The following is a 20,449-nucleotide window of genomic DNA, read 5'->3' as shown; positions in this document are numbered from 1 at the left end:
CTTATCAATCTTCCCACCACTGTACCGCGCGGTGATGAACTTATTCCTGCCTCGCTATAGATAAAGGGGTAGATTGTGGGCATGCTTGATTACACGATTACTCGTAACGATACCCCTACGTCCGCGGAAGAATTGAGCGATATCCTCGCCAATCCCGGCTTTGGCAAGCACTTTACAGACCACATGGTCACCATTGACTGGACCGAAGAAAAGGGATGGCACGATGCTCAGGTGCGCCCGTACGGTCCGATGAGCATGGCCCCGGCCAGCAACGTATTCCATTATGGGCAGGCTATCTTTGAGGGCATCAAGGCCTACCGTCAGCCGGATGGTTCTATCGCTACTTTCCGGCCGGACCACAATGCGCAGCGCTTTATCAACTCCGCTGAGCGCCTGGCTATGCCCGAGCTTCCGCAGGAGGAGTTTATCGAGTCCCTGCGCCAATTGGTGGAAGCGGATCAGGACTGGGTACCAGAAGCCGGCGGGGAAGCAGCGCTGTACCTGCGCCCATTTATGATCTCCACCGAGGTCTCCTTGGGTGTTCACCCCGCCAATTCCTACCGCTATGTGCTCATTGCCTCCCCAGCGGGTTCCTACTTCAGCGGCGGGATCAAGCCGGTTTCGGTGTGGCTATCCACCGACTACGTGCGCGCAGCCCCTGGCGGCACCGGCGCGGCCAAGTTTGCGGGCAACTACGCAGGCTCGCTCTTGGCGCAGGCCCAGGCAGATGAAAAGGGCTGTGACCAGGTGGTCTGGTTGGACGCCATTGAGCGCCGTTACATCGAGGAGATGGGCGGAATGAACCTGATGTTTGTGTACGGCTCTGGTGATAGCGCGGAGATTGTTACACCAGAACTATCGGGATCCTTGCTGCCCGGCATTACCCGCGAATCGTTATTGCAGGTAGCGCAGGATTTGGGCTACAAGGTCACCGAGCGCCGGATTACTACCGAAGAGTGGCAGCGCGATGCCGAATCCGGCGCTATGCCAGAGGCCTTTGCTTGTGGCACTGCCGCGGTTATTACGCCGGTGGGTCACGTAATGGGAGATTCTGCGGATTTCCAGGTCAATGGGAATGAAGCGGGTGAGATCACCATGGCCCTGCGCGAGCGTCTCACCGGAATCCAGCGCGGCGCAGTGGAGGATACCCACGGTTGGCTCCATACCCTAGTGAAGTAGTCCCCGCTTAGGCGTCCGCGGCGATCTCCACTCCGGTGAGCAGCAGTGGCAGCGCCGCGAGGGCACCGAGCGTAGGTTGTGGCTCCATTCCCAGTTCCAGCAGGGGGTGGAGCCCTAGCTTTTCCAGTGCCAACTTATGCGCAGGGGCAGGGGACAGCGTGGTGGCGAAGAGCCAGTCTTTCACACCGGGATTATCGCGCTCAGCAAGAAGCGCGGCGGTGGCGGTCAAGGGGGCGTCGATAAGCAGGGGCGTACGGCGCTCCGCGGCCCGGGCAATGAACCCCACCGTGGCTGCTAGCACGGTGGACTGGCACGATTCCACCAGCTCCATGCCTTCGAGGTTGCGTGCGTGGAACATGGCGTCCCGGATAGCGCAAACCTCGCGCTTCCAGTCTTCCACGCTGCGCTGCTTGCCGACGATCACTACCGGTTCCGTTTGCGTCATAGTTGCCATTACCACGGCCGGTACTCGGGCGAGCTCTTCGCCGCCGGGAATCAGTAGGTCAGCCCCGGCATCAATTTCCGCATCCGCTGTTGCAGCTCCAAGGCTGTAGGCCTGGGAATAATCCGTCACGGTGACTACATTCAGCCCGGCCTCGGCGCGACGCGCAGCGGTCTCAGCGGCCGAAAGCGAGGTCTCTTGATCCGCGAAAATCACGGCCCGCACGCGCCGCGGCTCATGGGCAGGCGCCGCGCCTTGGCAAGCAGCCAGCCATTGAGCGGCGTCGGTCAGGCGCCCCCAAGGGGCGAGCTGTGCGTCCTGTGCGGTGCGTGCCTGCTTATCGGGCTGCGGAATGGCCATGAGTAGTCCCCTTAAACGTCAGCGCCGAGCTCCACGCGGGGGCGCGGGATGCGCCACTTGCGCGGCTGGCTGGCGCGAGAATACGCATAAAAACCAAGGCTAAAGCCGGCTTCGGTGGTGCCGGGGAACTTGGCGCGCACGGCATTATTGCAGCGACGGGCCAGAATGACGCCCTCGATGGCGAAGATAACGAGGATAACCATCGCTACCGCGTTGATGAGTGTTGCAATGCTGGGTACCGCGTAGGTCAAGAACATGACCACGATGAGCACCAGGGCCATCGGCATGACCCAGTTGCTCAGGCTGCGGCGGGCATCCACCCAATCGCGCACATAGGCGCGCACTTCACCCTGGTCGCGGGCGGGCAGGAAGCGCGGATCGCCCTCTGCCATGCGGGCCTGCTGCTCGCGGTTGGCCTGCTGGCGCTCTTGGCGCTCCTTCTTCTTATATTCCTTCCACTCGTCCTTGCTCATGGACTTCTTCATGTCCTTGCGATGCTGGTACCGCTGCGCATCGGACATGCCATTGGGATCGCGCTTTACGCCGCGTGCAATCTCTTGCTCTGCGCGCTTTGGCGTAGGACGACCCTTCGGTGGGGTGTAGCCCTTGCGCTGGGGCACTTCCTGAACTTCTGCCTGAGCTTTGTCCTGTACAGGAGCAGGCTCAGTGGAGGTCTTATCATCTTTTTGCCACGGGAGTTTCACGTTCCTCACACTACAAGGTGTAGGTGTGAATAGGGGAATAGGCCCGGCCCAGATGGTGTTGTAGGTATGGGCTACCTTTTCCCACCTGAACTAACCGGGTAGGGTAGTGGCAACGAATCCAATACTTATTGAGGAGAAGTGATGACCGCTCCAGCTTCCGCAACCGGCGTCATTCTGACTGAAGCAGCAGCCGCAAAGGCAAAGGCGCTGCTTGATCAGGAAGGCCGCGACGATCTCTCCCTGCGCATTGCCGTCCAGCCTGGTGGCTGCGCTGGCCTGCGCTACCAGCTCTACTTTGATGACCGCACTTTGGACGGTGACAAGGTTGACCAGGTAGGCGGCGTAAACCTCGTTGTGGACAAGATGTCCGTTCCCTACCTGACCGGTGCCAAGATTGACTTCGCTGACACCATCGAGTCCCAGGGTTTCACCATTGATAACCCGAATGCCACCGGCTCTTGCGCTTGTGGCGATTCCTTCAACTAAAGAGAAGGAAATACAAAGAGGGTGGGTGCCACTGGCACCCACCCTCTTTTTTGTGTGGAAGGCTCTTAGAGCTTGACCGGGTAGTCGCGCTGCTCGATCTGCGGATCGATGCGCTTTTCCACAAAGATGCCGTGCCAAATCATAAAGGACAGCACGGTCCACAAGCGGCGGGAGTGATCGGAAACGCCATCTCGGTGCTCCTTGAGCATCTCGAGAACTTCCTTCTTGTTGAAGATGTCCTCGGTCTGGGATTCATTGATGGTGTCCTGGGCCCAGCCGTATAGCTCATCGCCGGCCAGCCAGTGGCGCATCGGCACTGGGAAGCCCAGCTTCTTGCGGTGCAGTACATGCGCCGGGACGATCTGCTCCATGGCCTTGCGCAGGGCGTACTTGGTGGTGCCGTGCGAAATCTTCAGGTCATATGGGATGGACTCGGCAACCTTGAAGACTTCCTTGTCTAGGAATGGCACGCGCAGCTCCAGGGAGTTGGCCATATTGATCTTATCGGCCTTGACCAGGATGTCACCGCGCATCCAAGTGAATAGATCCAAATGCTGCATGCGGGCAACCGGATCAAAGTCCTTGGACTGGGCGTAGATGGGGGCGGTAACCTCGCGGTGGTCCCATTCGCGCTTTGCCCACGGGATAACGCGCTGCATCTGCTCAAAGTTGAAGGAACGAGCGTTGCCGTAGTAGCGCTCTTCCATCGTCATCGAGCCGCGATTAAGCAGGGACTTGCCCTTCATGCCCTCCGGTAGAACCTGGGAGAGCTTGCCCAGTCCGCGACGCAGCGGCGACGGGATCTTCTCAAACGGCGCGAGGGATAGTGGTTCCTTGTAGATGGTGTAGCCACCAAAGAGCTCGTCCGCGCCCTCGCCGGAAAGAACTACCTTGACATGTTTGCGGGCTTCCTGCGCCACAAAGTACAGCGGGACCAGCGAGGGGTCAGCCACCGGATTGTCCAGGTACCACATGATCTTCGGGATGGACTCGGCATATTCTTCGGGGGAGACAATCTTGACGATGTGCTCCACACCAATAGCTTCCGCGGACTCTGCCGCGACATCGACCTCAGAATAGCCCTCGCGCTCAAAGCCGGTGGTAAAAGTCAGTAGATCCGGGTTGTGGCGCTTGGCCAGAGTGGCAATAGCGGTGGAGTCAATGCCGCCGGATAGGAAGGAACCCACGGTGACGTCGGCACGCATGTGCTTAGCGACGGAATCTTCCAGCGCCTCTGCAATGCGGTTAAATAGCTGCTGCTCTTCGCCTTGCTTAACCTGCTGCACAGGGAAGCGAGGCTTGAAGTAGCGCTCGGCGACAACGTCTTCGCCTGGACGAAGGGTAACAGTGCAGCCGGATTCTACGCGGCGAATATTCGCGTGGAGGGATTCTGGCTCCGGGACGTATTGCAGGTCCACGTAGTGTTCAATGGCGCGACGGTCAAGGTTGAGATCTAGACCGAGCTGATCCGCCATCTCCAAGATGCACTTCATCTCCGAAGCGAAAACGGTACCCGCCTCGGTAGTGGCGTAATGCAGCGGCTTGATGCCAAATTGGTCGCGAGCGGCAAACATCGTCTTGGTGTGGGTGTCCCAGATGACAATGCCGAACATGCCGCGCAGATGGTTGACTACGTCCTTGCCCCAGTGGTGGTAGCCCACCACGATGGGCTCGCCATCGCCCTCGGTGTGGAAGGTGTAGCCGAGGCCCTTGAGCTCCTCGCGCAGCTCCACGTAGTTGTAGATTTCGCCATTAAAGGTCATGGCGTAGCGGTCGGGCTCGTCCTCTGGGCCCCAGCGGAGGGGCTGATGGGAGTGCTCCAAGTCAATAATGGACAGGCGGTTGAAGCCGAAGGCGGCATCGCCGTCATGCCACGTGCCGGCCGCATCTGGGCCGCGGTGGCGCATGCAGGGCAGGGAACGTTCCAGCGCGTCAACGTACTTATCTACGTTGCCCGTGGCGGCGAGCATGCCAAGAAGTCCGCACATGTAAAGATTGCTCCTTATATATAAGCGTCTATTGCTAGTAACCCACTTTACGGCCAGAGAGCGTGAAACCAGAACACGCCACGGCTTAAGGAAACCTGCCGACTGCCTTGGAATTAGCTTCCCCGATAGGGGTGCGAACTTTCGGATGATGGTTCCGTCCGATTCCTGTGAATTGGCGCACATGGATTCTGGGGCTGCTGGGGGTGCGGTTGGAACATTGTGCAGGTGGGGCGGTAACCTACCAGAAGGAGAATATGAAATGAGCGCACTAGGTGCCCTTTTATGCCTTTAAACTGGCTGGGAATCTGGCAATTCTCCTCTATTCTGATTGGGTAAGAGTGCTCTGTGAGTATTCGAGAAGTTTTGTGTGGACAGAAAGGCAGAACACACGTGGGACAGCGTAATAAGCGCACCTTTGCCCGCAAGGCGGGCGTAGCTGGCGCACTTGCCCTGGGTGGACTCGCTCTGGCAGGTTGTGACGTTCAGGCGCCAACTGCTGTAGAGAACCTCCTGGGATTCGGTTGGCCGAAGGGTATTACCCCTGAGGCAGAGGCCATGTACAACTTCTGGATTTGGGTCTGGGTTGCCGCATGGATCGTTGGTTTTATTATGTGGGGCCTGTTCCTCACCGCAATCTTCCGCTGGAGCGCGAAGAAGGCAAAGAAGGATGGCAAGGGCGAGTTCCCGCGCCAGATTCAGTACAACGTTCCGCTAGAGATGGTTCTGACCATCGTCCCGATCCTCATCATTATGGGCCTGTTCTTCTTCACTGTTCAGACTCAGCAGAAGGTCACCGCCTTGGATAAGGATCCAAAGGTTGTCGTCGACGTTACTGCGTTCCAGTGGAACTGGAAGTTTGGTTACGCCGAGAACCATGTCAATGGTGAGAACTACGACGGTGCCGACAAGGAGCGTCAGGCTGAGGCAGAGAAGACTGCTCACGACCCTGAGGGCGTGGACAACCCGAACCCAATCCACGGTAAGTCCATGGGCGACCTTTCCTACCTGAACTACAACAAGATTGAGACCGTCGGTACCACCGAAGAGGTTCCGGTTCTGGTTCTTCCTTCCGATACTGCGATTGAGTTCCGCCTCGCTTCCGGCGACGTGTCCCACGCATTCTGGGTACCGGAGTTCTTGTTCAAGCGCGACGTCTACGCACACCCAGAGGCAAACGCTCAGGAGCGTAGCTTCCAGGTGGAAAAGATTGAGAAGCAGGGCGCATTCGTTGGCCGTTGTGCCGAGATGTGCGGTACCTACCACTCGATGATGAACTTTGAAATCCGCGTTGTCTCTCCGGAGGACTTCAATACCTACCTGAAGTTCCGTGAGGACAACCCAGAGGCCACCAACGCGGAAGCCCTGGAAGAAATCGGCCAGGACCCATATGCGGTAACCACCCACCCGTTCTCCGGCGAGCGTGACACCGCTAAGGGCGACAACTACGTAAACACCGCGGCATAAGAGATAAGGACACAACACAATGCGTGCAACATCGAAAGTCTTTTACTCAATCGCGACGTACCTTCTTGTCTCGCTGATTGTCTACATCTTCGGCGTCACCTTCGTTAAGGACGATGGCTACCTCTACGGTGCCGAGTGGGTTGGCATCGTGGGCATGTTCCTTGCCTTCCTGCTGTGCATGATGCTGGGTGCTTACCTTCACTTCACTGATGACCGCAGTGACGTCCTGCCAGAGGATTGGGAAGAGGCAGAAACTGAAGATGCCGCTGGCATCCTTGGCTTCTTCTCCCCAGGCTCCATCTGGCCGCTGGCTATGACTGGCGCCATTGGCCTTCTTGGCTTGGGAATCATCTTCCTCTACTTCTGGCTGATTGCCCTCGGCGCTGTCTGCCTCATCGCGGCCTGCACCGGCCTGTCCCTCCAGTACGGCCTGCCGAAGGAAAAGCACTAATTCCTCGATGTAAAGGAATCCCTGCCTAAAACTTCTCCGCCCTCCTAGTCACTATGGCTAGGAGGGCTTTGGCGATCCAGCGTCGTCCGCGACGCAAGAAAGTTCCCGAGAATTTCAAAAGTTTTACCGGTGGGGGAGGAGTGGCTGATCTTGCTGCATGTTCGCGATGGCGCTTCTTCTGCATTCTGGCACGTGGGAGCCGATTTTTGCGGGGGTCGTTCGAAAGTTGTAAAGCAGGGCGTTTAGGGAGCTCGTGGAGTGTGATTTATCTCTCCAGGCAACGGGGGCGGGTACACGGACTGGTGCATCGATAAGTGGAGGCGTCGGGTGGCCGGGGTGCTTCGGAATTTCAGGGTGGGGCCCGACGTGTGGTGTCACCTGCATCAATGGGGCGTCGGAAAGCGGGGCGAAAAGTTCCCGTAAGGAAAAATAAAGTTTTTGACTCTGACTTGCTGGCCTTTTGCTGGACGAAGCATCAAAAAAGAGTGGAGAAAGCGGGGGGAATCGAGGTGACTTCAGCGCCCGGAACGGCCATAATAGCCACTGTGACGAGCGTAGTTTCTAACCAAGGTATGACAGCACCACGTGCTGCCTCACTGAACCGACCCAATATGGTCAGTGTCGGCACTATCGTGTTCCTGTCTCAGGAATTGATGTTCTTTGCCGGACTGTTCGCGATGTGGTTTACCTCGCGAGCAAACGGTCAGGAAGGCGATTGGGCGGAGCACACTGCCCATATCAACCTGCCCATGGGTTTCCTCATTACGGCAGTGCTGATTTCTTCTTCTGTGACCTCGCAGTTCGGCGTGTTTGCCGCAGAAAGGGGTGACGTTTACAAGCTTCGACTCTGGTACACCGTGACGTTGGTACTGGGCGTTGTGTTCCTGGGCATCATGGCGTTTGAGTGGACCGAGTTGATTCACGCAGGTGTGACTGTGCAGTCCAGCGTCTTTGGTTCGGTGTTCTACATCATCACCGGCTTCCACGCTGCGCACGTGACCGCGGGTCTGATTTCTTTTGCAATCATCCTCGCGCGCGTTGCTAAGTCCAAGTTCACGCCGGCACAGGCGACCGCAGCAATGGCAGTGTCCTACTACTGGCACTTCGTTGACGTTGTGTGGATCGGCGTCTTCACCGTTATTTACTTGGTCCAGTAGCACTGGCCAAGATCCCCAAACAGTCCTCCCGTGTTCGAGTTATCTAAAGGAAAATGATGGATAACAATTCGCAGTCCGTGGCAGTGGAGCAGACCACTGCGGCGGCTAAGAAGACCCGCCGTCGCCGCAAGGCGAAGCGCACCCTTGCCGGTGGCTTCGCTTTGGCGATTGGCCTGTCCGGTGCGGGCGTCTTGGCTTCTGCCTTGACCCCGGACGCACAGGTCGCCACGGCGGAAAAAGATGACCAAGCCCTCGTCCAAGAGGGTAAGGACATCTATGACACCGCTTGTATCACCTGCCACGGTGCCAATCTGCAGGGCATCGAAGGTCGCGGTCCGTCCCTCGTCGGTATCGGTGCTGGTTCCGTGTACTTCCAGGTGCACTCCGGCCGTATGCCGATGATGTCTAACGACGCCCAAGCAGAGCGCAAGGCTCCTCGCTACACCGAGCAGCAGACTCTGGCTCTTGCTGCATATGTTGCAGCCAACGGTGGCGGCGCAGACATTGTCTACAACGACGACGGAAGCGTTGCTCAGGAATCGCTGCGTGGTGCTAACTACAATGGCGAAATCCAGGCAGAAGACGTAGCGAAGGGCTCCGAGCTCTTCCGCATGAACTGCGCTTCCTGCCACAACTTCACCGGCCAGGGCGGCGCTCTGTCCTCCGGTAAGTTCGCTCCGGAGCTGGCTCCGGCAAGCGAGCAGGAAATCTACCAGGCAATGCTGACCGGCCCGCAGAACATGCCTAAGTTCTCTGACCGCCAGCTGACCGCAGATGAGAAGAAGGACATCATTGCCTACCTCAAGTCTGCAAAGGAAACTCCTTCCCCAGCAGGTTGGGACCTTGGTGGTCTCGGCCCAGTAGCGGAAGGCCTGGCAATGTGGATTATCGGTATTAGCGCCCTGTGCGCTGCCGCTATGTGGATTGGATCGCGCTCATGAGCAATGTGAAGAAGAATTACACTAACGCTGAGCTCGACAAGATGAGCAACGATGAACTCGCTGCTCTTGGTACCGAGCTCGATGACGTCACCGTTGCGTTCCGCAAGGAGCGTTTCCCAGTCGAAGGTGACCCAGCTGAAAAGCGCGCTGGACGTAACGTTGCTATCTGGTTGTTCCTGTCCGTCATCGGCGGCCTCGGATTCCTTGGCGTTTACCTGTTCTGGCCGTGGCAGTACAAGCAGCTAGGGGAGGAGGGCCACATTTGGCACACTCTCTACACCCCGCTGCTGGGAATTACTGCTGCCCTCGCAATTTGCGGCTTGGGCATCGCCATCGTTCAGTACGTAAAGAAGATTCTCCCCGAGGAGATCTCCGTTCAGCGTCGTCACGACGGTCCTTCCGAAGAGGTTGACCGCCGTACCCTGACCGCCCTTCTGAACGATTCTTGGAAGACCTCGACTCTGGGTCGCCGCAAGACCGTCCAAGGTCTGCTGGGCGGCGCCGGCGTTCTGTTCGGTCTAACCGTGATTGCTCCGCTTGGCGGCGCAATCAAGAACCCCTGGAAGGTTCGCCACAATATGAACTATGCCGGCGACGGCACCCTGTGGACTTCCGGCTGGACCCTGCACAATGAAGGCGTCAAGCTTTACCTGGCCCGCGACACCGGTACCATCGCCGAGAAGCACTCCGGTGAAACCGGTGAGCACTACAGCACCAAGGGTGTTACCCGCTTGGTTCGTGTGCGCCCGGAGGATCTGGCAGCAGGCGGCATGGAGACCGTCTTCCCGCTGGCAGAAGAAGACGTCAACGATGGCGACAAGTACGATGCCGAGCGCGATGTCTACGAGCACCACATGCACTCGATTCACGGCAACCGCAATGCGGTCATGCTGATTCGCCTGCGTCACAACGACGCCCAGAAGGCAATCGAGCGCGAAGGTCAGGAAGACTTCCACCACGGCGACTACTACGCCTACTCCAAGATCTGTACCCACATCGGTTGCCCGACCTCTCTGTATGAGGCTCAGACCAACCGAATCCTGTGCCCGTGCCACCAATCGCAGTTCGACGCTTTGCACTACGGAAAGCCGGTCTTCGGCCCGGCTGCCCGCGCATTGCCACAGCTGCCTATCACGGTGGACGACGAGGGCTACCTCGTTGCACAGGGCAACTTCATTGAGCCTGTCGGCCCGGCATTCTGGGAGCGTAAGTCATAATGAGCAATAAACTCGCCCAAATGGGCAACAACATGGATGAGCGCTATAGCGCCGCCGGCGTGCTGAGGACTCAGCTGAACAAGGTCTTTCCGACCCACTGGTCCTTCATGCTCGGTGAGATGGCGCTATACAGCTTCATCATTCTTGTACTGACCGGTATCTACCTGGCGCTGTTCTTCGACCCTTCCATCACCAAGGTCATTTACGACGGCACCTACGCACCGCTTAATGGTGTAGAAATGTCCCGCGCATACGCCACCGCGCTGGATATCTCCTTCGAAGTTCGTGGTGGCCTGTTCGTACGCCAGATGCACCACTGGGCAGCTCTGCTGTTCATGATGTCCATGGTTGCGCACATGCTGCGCATCTTCTTCACCGGTGCGTTCCGTCGTCCGCGTGAAGCAAACTGGATTATCGGTTGCGCACTTATCCTGCTGGGCATGATCGAGGGCTTCCTTGGTTACTCCCTGCCGGACGACCTGCTTTCCGGTGTTGGTCTGCGAATCATGTCCGCCATCATCCTGGGCCTGCCGATTATCGGCACCTGGCTGCACTGGGCAATCTTTAGCGGTGACTTCCCGTCTGACCTGATGCTGGATCGTTTCTACATCCTGCACGTTCTGGTTATTCCGGGCATCATCCTTGGCTTGATTGCAGCCCACCTGATTATGGTTTGGTTCCAGAAGCACACCCAGTTCCCTGGACCAGGCCGTGCAGAGAACAACGTGGTTGGTGTGCGCATTATGCCGGTCTTCGCTACTAAGGCTATCGGCATGGGCATGATGGTTGCTGGCGTACTGGCGCTGATGTCGGGTCTGCTGACCATCAACGCAATCTGGACGCTTGGACCTTATAACCCATCCCAGGTTTCTGCTGGTTCCCAGCCAGATATCTACATGCTGTGGACTGACGGTGTCGCTCGTGTCATGCCGGCATGGGAGCTCTACATCGGCAACTACACCATTCCTTCCGCGTTCTGGGTAGCCCTGCTGTGTGGCCTCATGGTCGTCCTGCTGATGGCGTACCCGTTCTTGGAGAAGAAGTTCACCGGTGACGATGCACACCACAACCTGCTGCAGCGTCCGCGCGATGTTCCTACCCGCTCCGCTATTGGTGCGGCTGCCATCGTGTTCTTCCTGCTGGTTACGCTGTCCGGTGGTAACGACCACGTGGCACACTTCTTCCAGATTTCGCTGAACGCTATGACCTGGGTTGGTCGTATCGGTCTCATCGTGCTGCCTCCGATTGCGTACTTCATGACCTACCGCATTTGTGTTGGTCTGCAGCGCTCTGACCGCGAGGTGCTGGAGCACGGTATTGAAACCGGCGTTATCAAACAGATGCCGAATGGTGCCTTCATCGAGGTTCACCAGCCGCTCGGCCCGGTTGACGCCGAAGGCCACCCGGTTCCTCTCGAGTACGCAGGCGCTCAGGTGCCGAAGCAGCTGAACCACCTCGGACTTGCTGATTCCGAGACCCAGGGTACCTTCAGCCCTGATGACTCGGCACTTATGCACCGAGTACACGAAATCCACTCGGATAACCACGACGAGGAAGCGGAGATGTTCCGCCGCCTCAACGAGGCTAACCGCCGTGAGGACGAGGAAAACGGCCGCATCTAACCGCTTTTCCTGAGGGTTTCTCGAAACACGCTCACAGACCCGCCCGGCTCCTATTAAAGGAGCAAGGGCGGGTCTTGCGTATGTAAAGATCAATTCCGAACCCAGTCCTTATTCTCCTAGCTGCAACAAGAGTTTTTGAAGGGGGCTGTTGCGCTTCTGTGAGTCTTTATGAGTCTTGAAGCATTTGAAGGACTGCTGCTGAAGCTTGTTGTGAAGTCGGTTTAGTACGTGTTCTGGTGCGCGAATTGTCGGTGGTTAGTGGTTCTCTCGTGATTTACAGCCTTAGGAGCCTAGTGCGTGGGCTCAGGTAGGTGTGAATGCCGAAAGGCTATTGGCTTGAGACACGCTGCGCTCGGCGATTGAGCGCCTTAATGGGCGTCGGAAAGCGGTTTAGCTAGAAGCACCGCAAGGAAAGGCGGCAAAGCGGGGCGCAGTTGCGATGAAAACTAGGCTCTAGGCGTGCGGTAGAGGAGTCAATTGGTGGGGAAGAAGGGGCTGCCAAAATGTCTTAGTGCTGAAAGTCACAATTTAGAATTCTCTTAATTGTTAAGCTTTTTCTTAGTAAGGGTAACTCTTGGTCGGGTGTCTGCCATCCTCTGTCGTTTGTGCAGCTTGTGACCTTAAAGCATCTAATTCTGGTGGGAACTAGCGTCCATGTGGAGGTTAAATCTCGACAAGGTCAACGGAAGGTAACGAAGCGATAACAAACGTTATTTTGGTGTCGCGAATGGACATTGCTTGTGATGATTTCGTAACCTATTCGAGACATTGAGTTACCGCCCGAAAAGGTGCTCAATCAGAACAGAAGAATTACAGCGCCGCATCTGGCCCTTCCTGCTGAGGGGCCGAGTGGAGGAAATCCTAAAGGAACGGTTTTCCAACGAACGCTAGTCCCCCAGGGTCAGAGCTTCCTTTTTTAAGAGGAGGTAGGCGCGCAGGAAGATTTGGAGTTTTACTCGTGGCACAGCACCGTCGTCAGGGCACTGTTAATACCCGTCGTATTGCATCTACTGCAGCACTCGCTGCAACCGCAGCCGTCGTCGCACCAGGCGTCGCACAGGCAGCTGAGGTTGTCGTACCTAATACCGACTACCGCTTTGAGGTAGCAGGTCTTGAAAATGTCCCGAACATTGACCAGGTCCCAAACATTGACAGCTACGTACCGTCCTTGGGCAAGGTTTCCAACCAGCAGCACACCAACTACGCAGCAGCCGGTCACAAGCCGGCCGCTCCAGCACAGCAGACCGTCGGCCAGAAGGCGCTCGCAGCAGCTCGCTCCGTTATCGGCTCCCCGTATGTTTACGGCGCTGCTGGTCCGAACGCCTTCGACTGCTCCGGTCTAACCAGCTGGGCTTACGCTCAGGCCGGCAAGCAGATCCCGCGTACCTCTCAGGCGCAGGCTTCCGCTGGTACCCCAGTACCGCTGGACCAGCTGCAGCCGGGTGACATCGTCGCCTACTACGGTGGCGCTTCCCACGTCGGTATCTACACCGGCCACGGAACCATTATTGACGCCCTGAATTCTGGCGTCCCAGTTCAGGAGCGCGACCTGAACTACATGCCGATCCACTCGGCCGTTCGCTTCTAAGAAGCGGTGGATATTGCCCTCCCCTTCGTGGGGAGGGCTTTGTCGTGCATTAGGGGGTAAAACCCGCTATAGTAAGTACGATTTTCAAATTTTCTTAATCTAAGGGTCCATACGTGTCTAAACGAATACTTCCTGCAGCTGCGCTAGTATCAGCTCTTGCTGTTACGTCTGTGTCCGGAATCTCGCAGGTAGTTGCCCAAGAGGCTGCCCCGCGCCAAGAGTCCACCACTGAAGATGTGGATGCATTGGTCGAGCGCGTAGGTGAGGTCGCGCGCAAAGTTTCCGCCAAGAATGAGGAAGTAAAAGAGCTAGAACTCGAGCTCGAGAACAAGCAGGCTGAGGTCGCGGACTCTGAGCGTGCAGCGGCCGACGCGCAATCTCGTGCGGACGGTGCTAAGGGCGATGTTTCCGCACAGCAAGAGAAGGTCAATGGCATTGCGCAGTCTCGCTATCGCGGTGATTCCCGCTCCGCTGTGTCGGGAGCGCTGGCGGCAGAAGATCCTTCGGATGCTGTAGAGCGCATGGGCTACCTTGGTGCCCTGTCCCGTAAGGCCCAACGCACTCTTGATGCTAAATCGAACGCCGCGACCATGGCAGAAGACGAAAAGCACAAGGCTGCGGCTGCTGTGGACAAGGTACGCGAAGAAAAGAAGGCCCTAGAAGAGCAGCGCGAGGTCCTCCTGAAGGAAAAGGAGGAGCTAGAAAAGCAACAAAAGGACATCGAGAAGCAGGTCGATGCCCTTGATGAGCAGCAGCGCAAGGCATGGGAGAGCCAGTTCGGCGGCTCTGACAAGCCAAAAGTGGACTTAGGTGATGTTGCTGACGGAGCAGCTTCGGCCGCGCTGTCCAAACTAGGTGCGCCCTATGGCTGGGGCGCAGCGGGCCCAGATCAATTTGACTGTTCTGGTTTGATGTTCTGGGCTTATCAGCAGATTGGAAAGTCTATTCCGCGCACCTCGCAGGCACAGATTGCCGGCGGTACTTCGGTACCGCTAGAAGATCTGCAGCCGGGCGATATCGTGGGATACTACCCAGGCGTTACTCACGTGGGCATGTACATAGGTAATGGTCAAGTCGTGCACGCCTCTACCTATGGCGTACCTGTCCAGGTAGTGCCGCTTAAGTCCATGCCGATTACCGGAACGGCGCGTTACTAAGTGGCTCGTATTCTGCTGGTAACTAATGACTTTCCACCCAAAATCGGCGGAATTCAATCTTACCTGCGTGATTTTGTAGCTACCTTGGACCCGCGCGATGTCGTGGTCTTTGCTTCTACGCAGGAGTCCCCGGCGAAGTTTGATGCTGCGGCGGATTATAAGGTGATCCGTTGGCCCCGTCGCGTGATGTTGCCAACTCCAGCAACGGTGCGCCGTATGCAGGAGATTATCCGCGCCGAAAATATTGATATCGTCTGGTTCGGGGCAGCCGCGCCCCTTGCTCTGATGGGCAAGCCGGCCAAAGAGGCAGGAGCCACCCGTGTTGTGGCAACGACGCACGGACACGAAGTGGGGTGGTCGATGGTGCCCGTTGCCAGACAATGTCTGCGGCGTATTGGTGACTACGCTGACGTTATTACCTATATCTCCGGCTACACCTTGCGCCGCTTGCGAGGACCATTCGGTCCTCATCCTCGCTGGGAGCACCTGCCCTCTGGGGTGAGAGTGGAGAATTTTTCTCCGGCCACGCCAGAGCAACGCGCCGCCGCAAAGGCGGAATTCGGAGTCGATGGGCCGACCATCGTGTGCATTTCGCGCTTTGTACCGCGCAAGGGGCAGGATCAGCTTTTGCGCGCCATGCCCCTCGTGCGCGAGGAGTTTCCGGATGCGCAGCTGCTTCTCATCGGGAGGGGCCGCTACCGGGCTGCATTAGTGGAGTTAGCGGATATGTATTGTCCGGATGCAGTGATCCAAGAGGCCGAAAGTATCGATACGGCGCTGCACGCAGCCGACGTCTTTGCCATGCCCGCCCGTACTCGCGGCGGTGGACTAGATGTGGAAGGGCTCGGCATTGTCTATTTGGAAGCGCAAGCGTGCGGTGTGCCAGTCATCGCTGGCGATTCTGGCGGAGCGCCTGAGACGGTGACGGGGGAGACCGGGGTCGTCGTCAAGGGCTCTTCTGTGGAAGAACTGGCTAAGGCGTTGAAGGCCTTGCTAGGTGATCCGCACCGTAGACAGCAGATGGGGCAAGCGGGCCGCCGCCATGTGGAGGAGAATTGGGCATGGCAGATTATGGGGCAGCGTTTGCGTCGGCTGATGTCTTGATGTGACCCTAGCCCGGTTGTCGGTATATTCTGTTATGCATGCTTGAGAACAACTCCGCCGATCTGACTATCGGCTTCGACGTCGGTGGCACCAACGTGCGCGGTGGAGTGATCACTCGGGAGGGGAAAATCCTCGCCAGTCGCACAATCCCCACGTCGATGGACGCCGAGCAGCTGGAAGCTGACATTGTGGGCATCGTCGATGAGCTACGCGCTGATTATGAGGTTGACGCTGTTGGCTTAGCTTTAGCAGGCTTTCTCGATCCTAGCTGTGAAGTGGTGCGCTTTGCCCCGCATGTACCATGGCGGCACGCCAACGTGAGGGAATCGCTATCGCAAAAGCTTGGTATGCATGTGCGCTTGGAGCACGACGCTAATTCAGCAGCATGGGGAGAGTGGTGCTTTGGCGCTGGCCGGGGCGCCGAGGATTGGGTTTTCTTTGCAGTGGGTACCGGAATTGGGGCCACGCTGATGACGCACGACACCATTTACCGCGGTGCATTTGGAACCGCCCCAGAGTTTGGCCATATCGTCGTGGTGCCCAATGGGCGGCAGTGCTCGTGTGGTAAGCGGGGCTGTTTGGAGCGATATGCTTCCGGTACGGCATTGCCGGATACCTGTGCGGATTTGCGTGCTAGCTATGAAACTGCGTTGCCGACTGATCCAACGGGTAAGGAGATTACCCAGGCGGCGCGCCGTGGCGATCCCCTTGCGGTAGCGGTGATGGAAGATTTCAGCCGGTGGTTGGGTCAGGGCTTGTCCATCGTTGCCGATGTACTCGATCCCGAGCTTATCGTGCTGGGCGGCGGTGTATCACAAGATGCAGACTTGTACCTTAAGGGCGCTGTCCAAGCGATGGGGCAGGATATTGTCGGGGCAGGGCACCGCCCCCTCGTACGTGTTGCCACCGCAGAATTGGGTTCCGCAGCGGGTATGATTGGCGTAGCCGATTTGGCCCGCAGTGGCCGTTAGAACAAGCAAAGGACGACCTGGCGATGAAAAACAAATGGTACTGGACTTTTAAGCACATCTTTTTCGGACCCGCCCTGCGTGTATGGAATCGCCCATGGACTGAGGGAATAGAAAAAATCCCTTCTGAAGGGCCCGCGATTTTGGTGTCAAACCACCAGGCCGTTATGGATTCCTTCTTCTTTCCGCTGGTGTGCCCCCGCCAAATTACCTTTCCGGCTAAGTCGGAGTACTTTACTACCCCCGGGCTAGTCGGTGGGTTACAGAAATGGTTTTTTACCTCGGTGGGCCAAGTGCCCATTGAGCGTGATAGCGAAGACGCCGGCGACGCCATTGTGGAGACCGCAGGGGGTATTTTGTCTCGCGGCGATCTCTTCGGCATCTATCCGGAAGGCACCCGCTCGCCAGACGGACGCGTGTACAAAGGCCGTACCGGTATGGCGCGCATTGCAATGGAGACCAACCAGCCGGTATTTCCCATCGCGATGATCAATTCCCGCAAGGCTAATCCCATTGGCTCGTGGATCCCGCGCCCGTTTAAGGTCGGCGTGCGGGTAGGTGATCCTATCTGGCCGCATGACTGGGCAAAGGAGCGCGGCATGAATCCAGCGGAGCATGACACTGTCCGTGCTTTCACGGACTTTGTGATGCATAATTTGGCCGAGTTGAGCGATCAGCCTTATGTTGACGTGTACGCCTCCGATGTGAAGGCTTCGCTCAAAGCCGGCCATGGTTACCCCGCCGGCGCTGAATACAAGGGGAGGTAATCACTATTCCCAAGGCCCGTTTAGCTTGGCCAGATACCGCTAAAGGTGTATCCATTATCGGCGTAGTGCTTTTGCACGTGACGCAGGTGGTTCCGGAAGGTGAGTCAACGTGGTTGGCTGACCTGAACATGTGGCTGGATCCTCTCCGACTGCCCTTGTTCTTCCTCGTATCCGGCTATTTCTCTTCCAAAATTTTTCGCTATTCCTTTAGCGAGTTATTTACTCGCCGCCTGTGGTTTTTCCTCGTTCCTTATACGGTGTGGATGACCGTTGAGCTGTGGACCAAGCGTACTGAACACCATTGGGCGTTTGGGGATCCCTACCTGCAGTTCACGGATCTTATTTATAACCTGCTTTTGGGCCAGACCATTGCGTGGTTTATCCACGCGCTCATCATCTTCAATATCTTTTTGTGGAGTGTGCGCAAGCTGCCCGCATGGGCGGGCATGACATTGAGCTTTACACCACTGTTGTTCATCCCGTGGCAGGATCATTACTTCTTTATAGGCAATGCGATTAAGTTTTTGCCTATTTTCGTCGGCGCAGCCTATCTGCGTGGGCCTATTACGCGATTTGCCGATGCCGCCGAAGCCCCTTTCAAACGCATCTTCCGCATGGGTTCTCTGTGGGCTTACTGGACGGCGATCGTGAGCTACTTCGCGGGAGTGTTCATCCGGAAAACGTGGAATGCCCTCGAAGGAGAAGTAACGGTGCATTGGCCGTTGCCCGGGAGCGATATCCTAGGCAGGGGGGATCTCGACCTGTTGATCCGCTTTGCGGAACAGACGCTCGAAACCCCGGCTGGCATCGTAGGGGCAGTACTCATCAGCCATATTCCGGCGGTTTCTGCGTTTGTGAAGTTTGTGGGGCGCCATACCTTGCCTATTTATTTGGCCCACCCAATCGGCATGACGGTGGGGTACGGCTTCTTCATGGCCCACCGCGATTATGCCGTTAGCTTGGCAGGACAGTGGCCGATGGAAAATACGTGGTTCTGGATAGCGATGTGCTTTTTCTATTCGGCGGCTGCTTCGGTGGCACTGTGGGCGCTGGGGAAGGTCCCTATCCTCGGTTGGACATTGGTTCCGCCGCGGATTGATAAGCGCCGGTCCGCCGCAGAGCCAATGGTAGCGAGCAAAGAACCAGCAGAGCAGTAACGATGACATAGTCATTGCCCACGATGTTTTGCCACCAAGCCCAATTCAGCTCTTGGCCATTGGTGTGAGGAACGGGCCAATGTCCGCGAGCCAAAAGAGCCAGCCAGGTTAGTGCGGCGAGCTTCCACCGGCGTTGGGCTGCAAGAAGGACGCCAGCAAGTACCAGCCAAGTGAAATGGTGCGACCAGGACACCAGCGAGCAAAGTGGTGATATTGATGCAGCCAGCAGCATGAGAACGGACTGGTTTCCATGGGAGAGGCGCTACATGACAAACCACACGCTGGCAATGACGACGAGAACGGCTATGAGCCATAGCTCTTCTGTGTTCTCGGGGGCCAAGGCGGCTAAAGAAACCGCGCAGAGATTGGTTGGAGCTATAAGCCAACCCACCAATGCGGTTGGAATCGCGCAATGTCTCGCTCCAGTACTGAATCCAGCTGTGCGGATTGCAGGCAAAGGCGATTAGTCCGGCTGCGAAGAAAGCGCCGAGTGAGCTGAAAAACGCGCGCCACTCGCGGCGGACAAAGAACACAGCAAGAAATACTGCGGGGGTGAGCTTGATAGCCATGGCGATACCGGTAAGCACGCCTCGTCCGCGGCCTGGACGGAGCCAGAGGATGTCTACCACCACGAGGGCGGAGAGTAGGATATTTACCTGGCCGAAGCTAAAGGTCTCCGTAATAGGTTCGGTGAGCATGGCAGCCAGTAGTGCCCAAGCTGCCCATCCGGAGCACTTAATGGAGCGAAGGACGAGCGCTACGCAGGCCCAGAGTGCGGCAAAAGAGGCGACGGATACAAGGATGCTTGCGGCGGTAAGAGGGAGCCAGCTCAGTGGGGTAAAGAGCAACGCCGCGAACGGCGGGTAAGTAAAGGGGAGGGAGACGTCGCGATTGCTGCCTACGAGATAGTCCTTGGCGTAGAGGTCGCTGCCAAAACCAGCGCCTCCTTCGCGGTAAACGTCAAGGTCAATGTGGTAGTAGGCGGAAAAGTGTCCTGAGAAAAGCTCCGGTATATCAATGAGCCACCAAAGGGCCACGAGAGCGGAAAGGCACAAGGGTAGAGCAGTAAACCACAGAGACTTCTTCACGCCAGAAGTGTACAACCGTCGCTTTAAGGGGCCAATTTATTGCCGTGTACTAGGCGGCGCTAGGCTTGGGAGACGTGCGCTACTTCTATGACACCGAATTTATTGAGGATGGACAGACCATTGAATTGGTCTCCATCGGCATCGTCGGTGAGAATGGCAGCGAATATTACGCTGTGTCCACGGATTTTGATCCCGCCAAGGCCAATTCTTGGGTGAAAGATAATGTATTGGATAAGCTGCCGAGCCCGCGCGATCCAGTGTGGAAGCCTTTGGATACAATCCGCTCGGAGGTCCTAGAATTCCTGACGCAGAGCTCGACTCCGGTAGAGCTGTGGGCTTGGGTCGGTGCCTATGATCACGTGGTGTTGGCACAGTTGTGGGGAGATATGGCCGGTTTGCCAAAGCGCCTGCCGCGCTACACCCGCGAGCTTAAGCAGTATTGGGAGTTTGCAGGCCGCCCGGGCCTGCCCGCAGTGCCCAAGGGGAATCACGATGCGCTTGTCGACGCCCGCCATAACCTCGCCAAGTTCCGCGCCTGCGCCCAAGTGCTTCCGCTCTCTAAAGGCAATAGAATTAATATCTAGAATTTAACTAACGCGCGATAGGCTA

Annotated in this window: 19 protein-coding genes; 15 read left to right on the top strand and 4 right to left on the bottom strand. The window is 57.2% G+C overall.

All coding sequences use genetic code 11. The annotated features are described in order from the left end of the window. Window positions 1-81 precede the first annotated feature (81 nt). Entirely contained in the window at window positions 82-1,179 is a 1,098-nt protein-coding gene (locus MHY24_RS02200) for a branched-chain amino acid aminotransferase (RefSeq protein WP_239228197.1), read from the top strand. A gap of 7 nt (window positions 1,180-1,186) precedes the next feature. Here the strand turns inward: MHY24_RS02200 and MHY24_RS02195 are convergent, their stop codons facing one another. Together MHY24_RS02195 and MHY24_RS02190 are read right to left on the bottom strand one after the other, a co-directional pair. Continuing rightward, complete coding sequence (locus MHY24_RS02195) at window positions 1,187-1,981, bottom strand: nicotinate-nucleotide--dimethylbenzimidazole phosphoribosyltransferase (protein WP_239228196.1); 795 nt, start codon at window positions 1,979-1,981, stop codon at window positions 1,187-1,189. Between the two features lie 11 nt (window positions 1,982-1,992). Next, entirely contained in the window at window positions 1,993-2,685 is a 693-nt protein-coding gene (locus tag MHY24_RS02190; RefSeq protein ID WP_239193582.1) for a DUF3043 domain-containing protein, read from the bottom strand. A gap of 141 nt (window positions 2,686-2,826) precedes the next feature. Here MHY24_RS02190 and MHY24_RS02185 point away from each other — a divergent pair, with 141 nt between their 5' ends. Then, window positions 2,827-3,171: an iron-sulfur cluster assembly accessory protein gene (locus tag MHY24_RS02185; protein WP_005324455.1), complete on the top strand. Its 345-nt coding sequence runs from the start codon at window positions 2,827-2,829 to the stop codon at window positions 3,169-3,171. A 65-nt stretch (window positions 3,172-3,236) separates the two neighbouring features. Here MHY24_RS02185 and asnB read toward each other — a convergent pair whose 3' ends face one another. Continuing rightward, on the bottom strand, window positions 3,237-5,159 hold the full coding sequence (gene asnB / locus MHY24_RS02180) for an asparagine synthase (glutamine-hydrolyzing) (RefSeq protein WP_239228195.1): 1,923 nt from the start codon (window positions 5,157-5,159) through the stop codon (window positions 3,237-3,239). Between the two features lie 390 nt (window positions 5,160-5,549). On the opposite strand from asnB, the gene MHY24_RS02175 reads away from it, so the two are divergent. The 12 genes from MHY24_RS02175 to MHY24_RS02120 all read left to right on the top strand — a co-directional run bounded on the left by MHY24_RS02175 (window position 5,550) and on the right by MHY24_RS02120 (window position 18,752). Continuing rightward, entirely contained in the window at window positions 5,550-6,623 is a 1,074-nt protein-coding gene (locus MHY24_RS02175) for a cytochrome c oxidase subunit II (RefSeq protein WP_005324460.1), read from the top strand. Window positions 6,624-6,642: 19 nt separating this feature from the next. Further along, entirely contained in the window at window positions 6,643-7,074 is a 432-nt protein-coding gene (locus MHY24_RS02170) for a cytochrome c oxidase subunit 4 (protein WP_005328946.1), read from the top strand. A gap of 572 nt (window positions 7,075-7,646) precedes the next feature. Beyond that, window positions 7,647-8,231, top strand: a complete 585-nt coding sequence (locus tag MHY24_RS02165) for a heme-copper oxidase subunit III (RefSeq protein ID WP_179386734.1) — start codon at window positions 7,647-7,649, stop codon at window positions 8,229-8,231. Between the two features lie 53 nt (window positions 8,232-8,284). Continuing rightward, window positions 8,285-9,172, top strand: a complete 888-nt coding sequence (locus MHY24_RS02160) for a c-type cytochrome (protein WP_005324465.1) — start codon at window positions 8,285-8,287, stop codon at window positions 9,170-9,172. Continuing rightward, a complete protein-coding gene (locus MHY24_RS02155; RefSeq protein ID WP_239193586.1) occupies window positions 9,169-10,389 on the top strand; it encodes a ubiquinol-cytochrome c reductase iron-sulfur subunit in 1,221 nt (406 codons plus the stop codon). The genes MHY24_RS02160 and MHY24_RS02155 overlap by 4 nt, the downstream gene beginning before the upstream one ends. Then, window positions 10,389-12,011 (top strand): cytochrome bc complex cytochrome b subunit, encoded by a 1,623-nt coding sequence (locus MHY24_RS02150; RefSeq protein WP_239228194.1) that lies wholly within the window; start codon window positions 10,389-10,391, stop codon window positions 12,009-12,011. Before MHY24_RS02155 ends, MHY24_RS02150 begins: the two co-directional genes overlap by 1 nt. A 958-nt stretch (window positions 12,012-12,969) precedes the next feature. Further along, on the top strand, window positions 12,970-13,599 hold the full coding sequence (locus MHY24_RS02145) for a C40 family peptidase (protein WP_239228193.1): 630 nt from the start codon (window positions 12,970-12,972) through the stop codon (window positions 13,597-13,599). A 113-nt stretch (window positions 13,600-13,712) separates the two neighbouring features. Beyond that, the gene (locus MHY24_RS02140; protein WP_367398043.1) at window positions 13,713-14,756 is read left to right on the top strand and encodes an NlpC/P60 family protein; all 1,044 of its coding nucleotides are present in this window, start codon (window positions 13,713-13,715) and stop codon (window positions 14,754-14,756) included. Beyond that, the gene (locus MHY24_RS02135; protein WP_239228191.1) at window positions 14,757-15,860 is read left to right on the top strand and encodes a glycosyltransferase family 4 protein; all 1,104 of its coding nucleotides are present in this window, start codon (window positions 14,757-14,759) and stop codon (window positions 15,858-15,860) included. Between the two features lie 38 nt (window positions 15,861-15,898). Then, entirely contained in the window at window positions 15,899-16,831 is a 933-nt protein-coding gene (locus tag MHY24_RS02130) for an ROK family protein (protein WP_239228190.1), read from the top strand. Between the two features lie 23 nt (window positions 16,832-16,854). Beyond that, entirely contained in the window at window positions 16,855-17,595 is a 741-nt protein-coding gene (locus MHY24_RS02125; RefSeq protein WP_239228189.1) for a 1-acyl-sn-glycerol-3-phosphate acyltransferase, read from the top strand. A 65-nt stretch (window positions 17,596-17,660) separates the two neighbouring features. Continuing rightward, window positions 17,661-18,752, top strand: a complete 1,092-nt coding sequence (locus MHY24_RS02120; protein ID WP_367398042.1) for a hypothetical protein — start codon at window positions 17,661-17,663, stop codon at window positions 18,750-18,752. Window positions 18,753-18,763: 11 nt separating this feature from the next. Here MHY24_RS02120 and MHY24_RS02115 read toward each other — a convergent pair whose 3' ends face one another. Beyond that, window positions 18,764-19,840: a glycosyltransferase family 87 protein gene (locus tag MHY24_RS02115; RefSeq protein ID WP_239228187.1), complete on the bottom strand. Its 1,077-nt coding sequence runs from the start codon at window positions 19,838-19,840 to the stop codon at window positions 18,764-18,766. Window positions 19,841-19,914: 74 nt separating this feature from the next. Between MHY24_RS02115 and MHY24_RS02110 the strand changes: the two genes are divergently transcribed. Then, window positions 19,915-20,424 carry a polyadenylate-specific 3'-exoribonuclease AS gene (locus MHY24_RS02110; protein WP_239228289.1) on the top strand — a complete coding sequence of 170 codons (510 nt, stop codon included), beginning with the start codon at window positions 19,915-19,917 and terminating at the stop codon, window positions 20,422-20,424. Window positions 20,425-20,449 lie beyond the last annotated feature (25 nt).

The sequence above is a fragment of the Corynebacterium sp. ACRPQ genome (genome assembly GCF_022347225.1).
In the GTDB taxonomy this organism is placed as follows: domain Bacteria; phylum Actinomycetota; class Actinomycetes; order Mycobacteriales; family Mycobacteriaceae; genus Corynebacterium; species Corynebacterium tuberculostearicum_D.
This window is presented reverse-complemented; position numbering and strand designations above follow the sequence as displayed.

Coding starts and splice junctions, on each gene's coding strand:
- MHY24_RS02200 (WP_239228197.1), top strand. CDS start 82: ATGCTTGATTACACGATTACTCGTAACGATACCCCTACGTCCGCGGAA.
- MHY24_RS02195 (WP_239228196.1), bottom strand. CDS start 1,981: ATGGCCATTCCGCAGCCCGATAAGCAGGCACGCACCGCACAGGACGCA.
- MHY24_RS02185 (WP_005324455.1), top strand. CDS start 2,827: ATGACCGCTCCAGCTTCCGCAACCGGCGTCATTCTGACTGAAGCAGCA.
- asnB (WP_239228195.1), bottom strand. CDS start 5,159: ATGTGCGGACTTCTTGGCATGCTCGCCGCCACGGGCAACGTAGATAAG.
- MHY24_RS02170 (WP_005328946.1), top strand. CDS start 6,643: ATGCGTGCAACATCGAAAGTCTTTTACTCAATCGCGACGTACCTTCTT.
- MHY24_RS02165 (WP_179386734.1), top strand. CDS start 7,647: ATGACAGCACCACGTGCTGCCTCACTGAACCGACCCAATATGGTCAGT.
- MHY24_RS02160 (WP_005324465.1), top strand. CDS start 8,285: ATGATGGATAACAATTCGCAGTCCGTGGCAGTGGAGCAGACCACTGCG.
- MHY24_RS02155 (WP_239193586.1), top strand. CDS start 9,169: ATGAGCAATGTGAAGAAGAATTACACTAACGCTGAGCTCGACAAGATG.
- MHY24_RS02150 (WP_239228194.1), top strand. CDS start 10,389: ATGAGCAATAAACTCGCCCAAATGGGCAACAACATGGATGAGCGCTAT.
- MHY24_RS02130 (WP_239228190.1), top strand. CDS start 15,899: ATGCTTGAGAACAACTCCGCCGATCTGACTATCGGCTTCGACGTCGGT.
- MHY24_RS02125 (WP_239228189.1), top strand. CDS start 16,855: ATGAAAAACAAATGGTACTGGACTTTTAAGCACATCTTTTTCGGACCC.